This is a genomic window from Brevundimonas sp. (genome assembly GCF_035626975.1).
GTDB lineage: Bacteria > Pseudomonadota > Alphaproteobacteria > Caulobacterales > Caulobacteraceae > Brevundimonas.
In genome coordinates this window covers 59,593-70,314 of the sequence record NZ_DASPMQ010000060.1, presented here as the reverse complement: position 1 = coordinate 70,314, position 10,722 = coordinate 59,593, and the positions used below count along the sequence as shown (strand labels likewise).

Sequence of the window (10,722 nt, the reverse complement as noted above, 5' to 3'; positions counted from 1 at the left end):
GTGACCGCTGTTCGCCCACGGGCAGGACAAGTCCGTCCCACGGCCGGTCCGCAAGGACGACGGGCCGGCGAGTCGAGGAGGTCCGAGAAGGGCCGGCAATCGACGGGCGGGTGGAAAACGGCCACGCGGGGCGGCCTGTCTCGTCGAAACGGTAAAACACATTCAGCACCGGGCGAGGCCCGGCCGCCCCGCACCCTCCCCACACCGCCTGGAAACAGGCGGCGGTCCAGCGCGCCTGCTTCCCGTCTCCCCCTCCGCTCTTTGACAACCAAATCCGAAACAGCCAGTCAGACCCCATGACCCCGCCGCGCATCTTCATCGACGCCGACGCCTGCCCGGTGAAGGACGAGGTCTATCGCGTGGCGGCCCGCTACGGACTGCGCGTGTTCGTGGTCTCCAACGCCTTCGTAAACACGCCCCGCGAGCCGTGGATCGAGCGCGTCATGGTCGACGCCGGCCCCGATGTCGCCGACGACTGGATCGCCGAACGGGCCGGGCCGGGCGATATCGTCATCACCTCCGACATCCCCCTCGCCGACCGCTGCCTCAAGGCCGGCGCCCAGGCGCTCAAGTCGAACGGCCAGCCGTTCACCCCGGATTCGATCGGCTCGGCCCTGGCCGGGCGGATGGTCGGCGAGCATCTGCGCTCCATCGGCGCGGTCACCGGCGGCCCGCCGCCGTTCGGGCCGAAGGACCGGTCCGCCTTTCTTCAGGCGCTCGACCGCGCCGTGATCATGGCGAAGCGGGCCATCGCGGCCGCGCCGGGCCGATGACCGTCATTCCCGAGAACGAGCTGGAGTTCCGCTTCTTCCGCGCCGGCGGCCCCGGCGGGCAGAACGTCAACAAGGTCGCCACGGCGGTGCAGATGCGCTTCGACGTGCGCGGCTCGCCTTCGCTGAGCGGGGCGGTGAAGGCGCGGCTGATGAAGCTGGCCGGCAGCCGGCTGACCCTGGACGGGGTGATCGTGATCTCCGCCTCCCGCTTCCGCACCCAGGAGCGCAACCGCGCCGACGCCGTCGAACGGCTGCAGGGGCTGGTCGACAAGGCCTCGATCGCCCCGGTCTATCGCGTGCCGACGAAGCCGACGCGGGCCTCGAAGGAACGCCGGCTGGAAAGCAAGACCCGGCGATCCGGCATCAAGAGCGGCCGCGGCAAGCCGGGCCTGTCCGACTGACGCTATTCCGCGGCCGGGCGGAACAGCAGGGCCGAGACCTTGCCGGCGTCGTTCTGGCCGATCAGCCATTCGGTCGCCGCATTGGCGAAGATGACCGTGAACAGGTCGATGCCGTCCTGGCTGCCGACGAAATCCATGGACACCACCTGGCCGAAGCCCTGGATGATCGGAATGACCGTCGTCTCCTGCTCGCGGACCTGTTCGGCCAGCCCGTCGGTCATCTGCGAATAGTCGAACGTCCCGGCCTGGGCGTCGGCGATGATCGCCCGCAGCCTCTCCTCGGAGGCGGGATTGGCCGGCGTGGGCGACAGCGAGGCGGCGGGCGCCGCCGCGGGGACGGGCGCAAGGGTCTGGGGCCGCGCAGGGCCATCGAAGGTGTTGGGCACCGTGCCGGCGGCCACCTGGGCGAGGGCGGCCGATCCCGGCCCAATGGGGGCGAGGAGCAGAAGGGCGGCGGCGAGCAGAAGCGGCTTCATGGGATCGTCTCCGGACTGGATCAGACGATGGCGGGCCAAAGCGACAGAACAAGGGCGGCCGCGGAGGCCGCGGTTGCAAGCGTGACGCAGACGATCATCCACGCCGGGGCGCGGGTTTCGCGGACGACGACGGTCCGGGCCTCCGGCGGGTTCTGCGCCAGCCGGGCCAGCGCCTTCAGCGTGGCGCGCAGTTCCTCCAGCGCGTCGCGGACCTGGGCCTGCGGACCCAGCTCGCGGCGAATCCAGCGCTCGACCACCGAATGCGAGGCCGCCCACAGGTCGTGATCCGGATTGAGCCGCCGCGCCACGCCCTCGACCGAGACCATGGTCTTCTGCAGCAGGATCAGCTCGGGCCTCAGATGCATGTCGAACAGGGCGGTGATCTCGAACAGCTGGCCCAGCAGCCGGCCCATCGACACCTGCGAGGCCTGTTTGCCGATCACCGGCTCGCCCACCGCCCGCAGCGCCTGGGCGAAGGCCTCGACCGAATGCTCGGGCGGGACATAGCCGGCCTCGAAATGCACCCGCGAGATGCGGTCGTAGTCGCGGCTGAGGAAGCCCCACAGGATCTCGGCCAGATAGCGCCGCTCCGACGGGCCCAGCCGCCCGACGATGCCGAAATCGATGGCCGTCAGCTCCGCCGGCGCGTGGCAGAACAGATTGCCCTCGTGCAGGTCGGCGTGGAACGTGCCGTAGTCCAGCGCCTGGGTCAGGAAGGCCTGCACCACATTGTCGGCCAGGGCGTTGCGGTCCAGCCCCGGCTGGTCGGCGGCGGCCGGATCGGTCATCGGCAGGCCGGGGGCCCATTCCAGCGTCAGCACCCGCTTGCCGACCCCGTCCCAGACCACGGCCGGGGCGGTCATGTGGCAGCCCCCCGCGCCCCGGGCCTTCTCCATGATGTCCTTGAGTTCGGAGGCGGCGGCCGCCTCCAGCCGCATGTCCAGCTCCAGCTGCAGGGCGCGGGCGATGGTCTCGACGAAGGCCGACGGCTCCAGCCGCCGCGCCGGGGCCACGAAGCGCACCGCCAGCCGGGCGGCCAGCCGCATCGAGTCCAGCCCCTGCGCCACCCGCCGCTCCACGCCGGGCCGCAACACCTTGACCGCCACCTTGCGCCCGTCGGCCAGCCAGGCCGGATGCGCCTGCGCCAGTGACGCCGCCGCCACCGGCGGGCCGAAGTCGGTGAACAGCGCCTCCACCGGCCGCCCCAGCGAGCGCTCGACCTCGCGCCGGGCCTGATCGAGCGGGAAGGGCTCCAGCGCATCCTTCAGCCGGCCCAGATCGCGCGCGAACTCGACGCCGAAGATGTCGGCCCGGGTGGCCAGCACCTGCCCCAGCTTGATGGCCACGGGGCCGAGATGCTCGAAGGCCCGGCCCAGCCGCTGGCCCGGACGGCCCTGCCGGCTCTCGCTGCCGGCGAAGGCGTGCAGCAGATGCGCGATCCAGCGCACCCAGACCGGCAGCAGGGGCGTGATCTCGCGGGGAACCAGCGCGTCATGACGAACGAGGACCCAGCCCCAGCTCAGCAGTCGCAGCGTGGCGTCGACCGGGCGACGCACCGGCACGGTGGCGGGCGGCGGCGGCGGGGTCGCGGGATCGATCCGGCGGGTCAGATCGCCCACCCGTGATGGATCGCCGCCACCCCGCCCGACAGATTGGTCACGGTCACCCGGCTGAAGCCGGCGGCCTCGATCATGGCCTTGAACGTCTGCTGGTCCGGGAACCGCCGGATGCTCTCGACGAGGTACTGGTAGCTGTCGCGGTCCCCGGCCACCCAGCCGCCGATGTGCGGGATGGCGTGGAACGACCAGGCGTCATAGGCCTTGCGGATCGCCGAAGCCGTGGGCCGCGAGAACTCCAGGCACAGGAAGCGGCCGCCCGGCTTCAGCACCCGCCGCGCCTCGGCCAGCGCCTGCGCAATGTCGGCGACGTTGCGGATGCCGAAGCTGATCGAATAGGCGTCGACCGAGGCGTCCGGCAGCGGCAGGGCCATGGCGTCGCCGACCGTCCACTGCATCTCCGGCTCGCCCCCCTTGGCGACCCCGGCCATGATCATTTCGGCGTTGTAGTCCAGCACGATGACCGAGGCGTCCTCGCCGCCGCGCCGCCGCTGCGCCGCCCGCGCCATCTTCGCATAGCGCCGCGCCATGTCGCCGGTGCCGCCGGCCACGTCGAGAATGGTCTCGCCGGGCCGGGGATTGAGCTTCGCCGCCGCCGCGTCCTTCCACAGCCGGTGCACGCCGCCGCTCATCAGGTCGTTCATCAGGTCGTAGCTCGACGCCACGCTGTCGAACACGCCGCGGACCAGCCGCACCTTCTCCTTCGCGTCGACGTCGCGAAAGCCGAAGGATGAGGTCTTGCCTGAAGAGGCGTCGGAAGAGGCCGCGTCGGTCATATCGGCGGTCTAGCGCTTCCCCGTCGCTCCGTCATCCGTCCGCTTGGCCGCAGGCCCCGGCCCGTGCGCCGGCGCGCTGGGACGCGGCACGCCGAGATCCTTCATCACCCCGCGCATCAAGGCGTAGCAACCACACGAGGCGCCTTCCAGCGCCTTGCGGTCCAGCACCTCGACCCAGCCGCGCCCTCGCCGGATCAGCCCCTTGTCCTCGAGCGCCGAGCCGACCTCGGAGACGGTGGCGCGACGCACGCCCAGCATGCCGGCGATGTCGGACTGGGTCAGGACGAAGCGGTTCGCGTCGACGCGGTCGTGGATGGTCAGCAGCCAGCGGGCCAGCCGCTCGTCCAGACGGTGCTGGGCGTTGCACGCCGCCGCCTGTTGGACCTGGGCGAACAGACTCTCGGTGAATTTCGCCAGGGCGGTGCGCATGGCCTCGCTCTGGCCGAGCGCGTCGGCGAAGACCGCAGCCGGGCAGCAGGCCGAAACGCCCTCGACCTGGGCGATGGCGCGGCTGGCCGCCCGGGCGTTCAATGGACCGCAGGTGACTCCGACCAGGCCCTCGCGCCCGATCGCGGCCGTCTCGATCATCCGGTCCTCGTCCACCATGGTCATCAGCGACACCACGCCGCTCATCGGGAACCAGACCTCCTCGACGGACTCGCCGGTGTCATACAGCATCTGTCCCTGGGCGAAGGGCCGCTCGCTGAGGTGCGGTTCGAGCCGCTGTCGGTCGGCCGGGTCGAGCGCGGCGATCCATAGATTGTCCATCCCGGGGCTCCGCATCCAAAAGAGTCGGGCCGGTAACGCCCACGCTTGGAACAGCGTTCCTGAGTCGGGAATCGACGTCTTGTCGGCCGGCGGCCCGCGCGATACGGCAGTGAACCGGCCGTCCCGCGAGGGCGGCTCTGGCGGCAAGGGACTCAGGACATGGCCGAGCGGCTGGAGTTGAACGAGGTTCTCGAGGCCTTGCCCCTGTGGCGATCTCACCCGGGCGACCGCCCCGCCATCGAGCGGAAACTGGTCTTCGCGGACTTCAACGCCGCCTTTGGCTTCATGACCCGCGTGGCCCTGCGGGCCGACAAGGTCGACCATCATCCCGAGTGGTTCAACGTCTACAACCGGGTCGAGGTCGTCCTCACCACCCACGACGCGGGCGGGGTGACCGAACGCGATCTCGACATGGCCCGCTTCATCGACGAGACCGCCGCCGCCACGGGCGTGAAGGCGTGAGCGGCCGCGTCGCCGGCAAGGCGGCCCTGATCACCGGCGCCGCCGGGGGGCTGGGGCAGGCTATGGCCCGGATGCTGGCGCGCGAGGGCGCGAGGGTCGCCGTCACCGACATGAATCTGGATGGCGTGGAGGCGCTGGCCGGGGCCATCAACGCCGACCACGCCGGCGCCGCCTTCGCCTTCGCCCACGACGTCACCGACGAGGCGCAGTGGATCTCGGTCGTCGATCAGGCGGCCGCGGCCATGGGCGGGCTGTCGGTCCTGGTCAACAACGCCGGCATCGGCTGCGACTTCGTCTGGTCCGAGCAGGACACGCTGGAGAACTGGCGCCGCGTCCAGGCGGTCAACGTCGAGTCCATCATGCTCGGCTGCAAGCACGCCATGCCGCACCTGCGCGCCTCGGGGGCCGCCTCGATCGTCAACATCAGCTCGGTGGCCGGGCTCGCCGCCGCCCCGGGGATGGGCGCCTACAACGCCACCAAGGCGGCGGTGTGGATGTATACCAAGACCATCGCGCTCGAGGCCGCCAGGGCCGGCTGGAACGTGCGCAGCAACTCGGTCCATCCGGTCTTCATCAAGACCCCGATCCTCGACCCGTTCGTGGCCATGGCCGGTGGCGACGAGGAGACGGCGCACCAGAAGCTGGCGCGAGGAATCCCGCTGAAACGGATCGGCGAGCCCGACGACGTGGCGTACTGCGTCCTCTACCTCGCCTCGGACGAGTCGAAATTCGTCACCGGGGCGGAGTTCAAGATCGATGGCGGCATGCTGGCCCAATAGGCGGCGCAGTGAGCGCCCGGCTCAGTCGATGTCGGCCGGCAGTATCTGGCTGCTGAGCAGCGTCTCCATCGCCGCCCAGCGGTCCGGCCCCTGCCGCTCGACCCAGGCCTGCACCACGTCGCGGCCGAGGCCGTAGTTGATGATGTAGCTGCGATAGGTGTCGATGAAGCGTAGCCGCTGGGTCGCCTTGGCGCGATCCGCGAGGCTGTACTTCATCAGCCGTTCGATCGCCTCGTCGCGGCCGATGCGGCCGGCCAGATAGTCGTCGGCGATGGTGTACTCGGCCCGGGCCAGCCGCCGGGTCAGCGCGCCCAGCCGCGCCTTCCTGTCCGCCGTCGACGGGTCGAGGCCGGCCAGCGGGAACAGCACCTCGCGCTCGAACTCCGTGCCCTCATCCCCCGGGAAGGCCAGATCGATGCCGTAGTTGGCGCTGCCCTCGGCCACGAACGACATGGGGCTGAACAGCGGGTAGACGCTCATCTCCACCCAGCCCCGTTCCTTGACGAAGGTCTGCTCGAGCAGGGCGTTGTAGACATGGTGGCCGGGATAGCCCTCGTGGCAGCCCAGATCGATGGCCCGCTCGGTGTAGATCGGGAAGTCCGCGTTGATCTCGATCTTCGACGCCGCATTGCCCTGGTAGTAATTATACCCCGACCACGGCTTGTCGCCGACGAAGGCGAGGGTGAAGCTCTCGTGGGCCGGCAGGCGAATGTGCTGCAGCGTGCGGCGGCGGCATTCGGCGATGGCGGCGTCCATGACCACCTGCAGCCGGTCCTTCGGGATCACATAATGCGACCTGAATGCGGTCACGCGCTCGGCGAGCGAACCCGGCCCCGGCAACAGGCGGTCGATCTCGTTGAGCACCGGATCGTAGGCGGACAACGGCCTCAGTTCGGGCCGGACCCCGAACAGCGCCTCGGCCTCGTCGGCGAAGCTCATCTTCTCCCCCGACAACATGCGAAGCCGCGCCGCCGCGCCGAGACGTGGGCCAGCAGATAGGCCTTGCGCTGCGCCACGGCCGGTTCGGCCCGGGCGGTGGAGACCGCATTCAGCCGCTCCGTGAGCGACGCCGCCCCCTGGATCAGCTGGGGTACGGTGCGGGGGTTGGCCTCGGCCGCGGCCGCCCATTCCGGCGGGCCGTAGTAGGCGTCGACATAGCCCTCCTCATGCTCGCCGATCTCAAGGATCAGGGCGACGTAGTCACGCGCGATAGCGTCGAGACTGTCGCCGGACGCGTCAGGCGCGGCGGCCGGTTGCGTGGCGCAGGCGCCGAGCAGGCACAGCAGGCTGATCAGGATCGCGCGCATCGGAACCTCCCGTCGGTGAGCGGCCGCACGCTAGGCGTTGGGAGGGCGCTCGCCAAGCGGGTTGCGCATTCGGGATTGAGGGCGGGGCGGTCCTGCTGTAAGGCCCTTCGTCCGGCGTTTCGCCGTCAGACGCACCCGTAGCTCAGCTGGATAGAGTACTGCCCTCCGAAGGCAGGGGTCACAGGTTCGAATCCTGTCGGGTGCGCCATTCCTGTTCCGGATCACGTCGATCGACGCGCGGCTCTTGCCAAGCGCGCGGCGCGGCGCATCATGTCGATGTTGATCTGGGAGTTCGCAATGAGAATTGCCGCATTCATGGGTATCGCCGCCCTGACGCTCGCGGGATCGGCCGCGGCCGAGACATGGCACGTGTATTCCCGCAGCACGAACAACGCCTTTATGGCCGACGTGGACAGTATCGCGACAGCGGGCGACATTACCTCGATCCGGGTCGCCACGACGCCCCTTGCCGGCGAGACCGGCGACCTGAGCCACTCCATCGAGATCTACCAGTTCCGGTGCGCGGCGAACGAGTGGCGCACGGCGGGCGTGGTCGAGTTGGGGCCTGATGGAAGCGAGATCGGCCAGTACCCGGAAGTGGACGCGGAATGGCAGCCGGTCCGGCGGAACACCATGCCGGGCTATCTGAAGGAGATGGCGTGCGACGGCACGCGCGCCACGCCGCCGCATTGGCCCACCATCCAGGCCTTTGTCGAAGCCGGGCGGCCGTAACGGCCGCGGTCAGGCGTCGACCGCGGCGTCTAGGGCGTTGGCCTGGATGAACTCCCGGCGAGGCTCCACCACGTCGCCCATCAGCTTGGCGAACAGGTCCGAGGCGTCTTCCTGGTGCTCGACGCTGACCTTGAGCAGGGTGCGGGCGTTGGCGTCCAGGGTGGTCTCCCACAGCTGCTCCGGATTCATCTCGCCCAGACCCTTGTAGCGCTGGATGGCGATGCCCTTCTTGCCGGCGTCCAGAACGGCCTCGAGCAGATCCAGCGGCCCGCGGATGGTCACCGTCTTGTCCTTGCGGCGGTAGACCGCGGGCTTGTCGAACAGGTCCTCAAAGGCGGCTGATCGTTCGGCCAGACGGCGCGCGTCCAGCGAGCGGATCAGGGCCTCCTCCAGCACGACGCGTTCGGTCACGGCGCGACGCACCCGCTCGAACACCACGGCCCCCTGCGCACCCGGCGAGCCGGTCCAGTCGCCGTCGCCTTCCTCGGCGTAGAGGTTGAGGCGGGCGGCGGCCTTCGCCGGGTCGGCGGCGGCCTCGTCGAACAGGCCGGCCAGCGCCGACTGTTCGACGGCGAAGGCGGGCGCGCGCTGGCTGAGGCGGTCGACCCCGGCCTTGAAGGCCTTGGCCTCGCGCACCAGCGCCTGCAGGTCCATGCCGGTGCGGCGCTCGCCGTTCGGCAGGTCCAGCTCGGCCTCGGACGAGCCCTCCTCGATCAGGTAGGAGTCCATCTCCGCCTGGTCCTTGAGGTAGCGCGACTGCTTGCCCTTGGAGACTTTGTAGAGCGGCGGCTGGGCGATGTAGACGTGGCCGCGCTCGATCAGCTCGGGCATCTGGCGGTAGAAGAAGGTCAGCAGCAGGGTCCGGATGTGGGCGCCGTCAACGTCAGCGTCGGCCATCAGAATGATCTTGTGGTAGCGCAGCTTGTCGGCGTTGAAATCGTCGCGGCCGATGCCGGTGCCGAGCGCCAGGATCAGGGTGCCGATCAGTTCGGATGACAGCATCCGGTCGAACCGCGCGCGCTCGACATTGAGAATCTTGCCGCGCAAGGGCAGCACCGCCTGGTTCTCGCGATTGCGGGCCTGTTTGGCCGAGCCTCCGGCGGAGTCGCCCTCGACGATGAACAGCTCGGACTTGGCCGGATCGCGTTCCTGGCAGTCGGCCAGCTTGCCGGGCAGGGAACTGATCTCCATCGCCGTCTTGCGGCGGGTCAGGTCGCGGGCCTTGCGGGCGGCCTCGCGCGCGGCGGCCGCCTCGATAATCTTGGCGACGACCTGCCTGGCCTCGACCGGGTGTTCCTCGAACCAGGTCGACAGCCCCTCGGAGCACAGGCCCTCGACGGCCGGGCGGACCTCGGACGAGACCAGCTTGTCCTTGGTCTGGGAGCTGAACTTCGGATCGGGCACCTTGACCGACAGGACGCAGGTCAGGCCCTCGCGGGCGTCCTCGCCGGACACCGAGACCTTCTCCTTGCGGGCGGCGCCGGCGGCGTCGATGTAGCTGCTCATGACCCGCGTCAGACTGGCCCGGAAGGCTGACAGGTGGGTGCCTCCATCCCGCTGGGGGATGTTGTTGGTGAAGCACAGCATGGTCTCGTGGTAGCTGTCGTTCCACCACAGGGCGAGATCGATCTCGATCCCCTCCTTCTTGCCGCGGATGACGATGACGTCCTTGAGGATCGGCGTCTTGGACTTGTCCAGATGGCGCACGAAGGCCTCGACCCCGCCCTCATAGTGAAGGATCTCCTCGAACGGCTCGGCCCCGCGATGGTCCTGCAGCTTGATGACCACGCCCGAGTTGAGGAAGGCCAGTTCACGCAGCCGGTGTTCGAGCGTCTTCAGGTCGAAATCGATGGTGGCGAAGGTGGTCGCCGACGGGAAGAAGGTCACCTCGGTGCCGGACAGGACCTTGCCGTTGTCGCGCATCGGCGCGTCGCCGGTGACCTTCAGGCTCTCGACCGTGTCGCCGCGCTCGAAGCGCATCTCGTGGCGCTTGCCGTTACGGTAGATGACCAGCTTCAGCCAGTCGCTGAGGGCGTTGACGACGGAAACGCCGACGCCGTGCAGGCCGCCGGACACCTTGTAGGAATTCTGGTCGAACTTACCGCCGGCGTGCAGCTGGGTCATGATGACCTCGGCCGCCGAGACCCCCTCGCCCTCGTGGATGTCGGTGGGAATGCCGCGGCCGTTGTCGGTGACGGTGACCGAGCCGTCGGCGTTGAGGATGACCTGGACCAGATCGGCGTGGCCGGCCAGCGCCTCGTCGATGGCGTTGTCGACCACCTCATAGACCATGTGGTGCAGACCCGAGCCGTCGTCGGTGTCGCCGATGTACATGCCGGGGCGTTTGCGGACCGCGTCCAGGCCCTTCAGGACCTTGATGGAATCGGCGCCGTAGGCGGCCTCTTCGGCGGTGTCTTCATTGCGCGCGCTATCGGTCTGGTCGGTCATATATTCGGTCGGATCATCGCCCGGTTCGGGCCGGAAAGGACGGCGATCGCGCCATCCGGAATCAGCTGTCTCCGGACGGCGAATCTGATCCGCGCCGGAGCTCGCAACATATAGGATTTTCCGGGAGAATTGCGAGCGAAACCGGGCGCCGCTCCACAGGCGCGGAACGGCCCCGGGGACCCGT

At 69.4% G+C, this 10,722-nt stretch carries 12 protein-coding genes and 1 tRNA gene; 6 read left to right on the top strand and 7 right to left on the bottom strand.

The features are described from left to right. The first annotated feature begins 296 nt into the window (after positions 1-296). Positions 297-773 carry a YaiI/YqxD family protein gene (locus VEB62_RS16150; protein ID WP_324802063.1) on the top strand — a complete coding sequence of 159 codons (477 nt, stop codon included), beginning with the start codon at positions 297-299 and terminating at the stop codon, positions 771-773. Then, positions 770-1,174 (top strand): alternative ribosome rescue aminoacyl-tRNA hydrolase ArfB, encoded by a 405-nt coding sequence (gene arfB, locus VEB62_RS16145; RefSeq protein ID WP_324802061.1) that lies wholly within the window; start codon positions 770-772, stop codon positions 1,172-1,174. Before VEB62_RS16150 ends, arfB begins: the two co-directional genes overlap by 4 nt. Positions 1,175-1,176: 2 nt before the next feature. On the opposite strand, the gene VEB62_RS16140 is transcribed toward arfB, so the two are convergent. Genes VEB62_RS16140 through VEB62_RS16125 form a run of 4 tightly spaced genes read right to left on the bottom strand, consistent with a single transcriptional unit; the run spans position 1,177 to position 4,810 of the window. Beyond that, positions 1,177-1,650, bottom strand: coding sequence for a hypothetical protein (locus tag VEB62_RS16140; protein ID WP_324802058.1), 474 nt, complete (start codon positions 1,648-1,650; stop codon positions 1,177-1,179). 20 nt (positions 1,651-1,670) lie between these two features. After that, a complete protein-coding gene (ubiB, locus tag VEB62_RS16135) occupies positions 1,671-3,269 on the bottom strand; it encodes a 2-polyprenylphenol 6-hydroxylase (protein ID WP_324802054.1) in 1,599 nt (532 codons plus the stop codon). Beyond that, on the bottom strand, positions 3,257-4,042 hold the full coding sequence (locus tag VEB62_RS16130; protein WP_324802051.1) for a class I SAM-dependent methyltransferase: 786 nt from the start codon (positions 4,040-4,042) through the stop codon (positions 3,257-3,259). The genes ubiB and VEB62_RS16130 overlap by 13 nt, the downstream gene beginning before the upstream one ends. 9 nt (positions 4,043-4,051) lie before the next feature. Beyond that, positions 4,052-4,810, bottom strand: coding sequence for a Crp/Fnr family transcriptional regulator (locus VEB62_RS16125; protein ID WP_324802048.1), 759 nt, complete (start codon positions 4,808-4,810; stop codon positions 4,052-4,054). A gap of 159 nt (positions 4,811-4,969) precedes the next feature. Between VEB62_RS16125 and VEB62_RS16120 the strand changes: the two genes are divergently transcribed. Both VEB62_RS16120 and VEB62_RS16115 read left to right on the top strand, forming a co-directional pair. Then, positions 4,970-5,272 (top strand): 4a-hydroxytetrahydrobiopterin dehydratase, encoded by a 303-nt coding sequence (locus tag VEB62_RS16120; protein ID WP_324802045.1) that lies wholly within the window; start codon positions 4,970-4,972, stop codon positions 5,270-5,272. Continuing rightward, entirely contained in the window at positions 5,269-6,051 is a 783-nt protein-coding gene (locus tag VEB62_RS16115) for an SDR family oxidoreductase (protein ID WP_324802042.1), read from the top strand. Before VEB62_RS16120 ends, VEB62_RS16115 begins: the two co-directional genes overlap by 4 nt. Before the next feature lie 21 nt (positions 6,052-6,072). Here VEB62_RS16115 and VEB62_RS16110 read toward each other — a convergent pair whose 3' ends face one another. Both VEB62_RS16110 and VEB62_RS16105 read right to left on the bottom strand, forming a co-directional pair. Next, positions 6,073-6,990 (bottom strand): hypothetical protein, encoded by a 918-nt coding sequence (locus VEB62_RS16110; protein ID WP_324802040.1) that lies wholly within the window; start codon positions 6,988-6,990, stop codon positions 6,073-6,075. Then, a complete protein-coding gene (locus VEB62_RS16105; protein WP_324802037.1) occupies positions 6,987-7,358 on the bottom strand; it encodes a hypothetical protein in 372 nt (123 codons plus the stop codon). The genes VEB62_RS16110 and VEB62_RS16105 overlap by 4 nt, the downstream gene beginning before the upstream one ends. 131 nt (positions 7,359-7,489) lie before the next feature. On the opposite strand from VEB62_RS16105, the gene VEB62_RS16100 reads away from it, so the two are divergent. Then, positions 7,490-7,566, top strand: a tRNA-Arg gene (locus tag VEB62_RS16100). A 107-nt stretch (positions 7,567-7,673) separates the two neighbouring features. After that, a complete protein-coding gene (locus VEB62_RS16095; protein ID WP_324802034.1) occupies positions 7,674-8,090 on the top strand; it encodes a surface-adhesin E family protein in 417 nt (138 codons plus the stop codon). A gap of 9 nt (positions 8,091-8,099) precedes the next feature. Here VEB62_RS16095 and gyrB read toward each other — a convergent pair whose 3' ends face one another. Then, complete coding sequence (gyrB, locus tag VEB62_RS16090) at positions 8,100-10,538, bottom strand: DNA topoisomerase (ATP-hydrolyzing) subunit B (RefSeq protein WP_324802031.1); 2,439 nt, start codon at positions 10,536-10,538, stop codon at positions 8,100-8,102. Between the last annotated feature and the right edge of the window lie 184 nt (positions 10,539-10,722).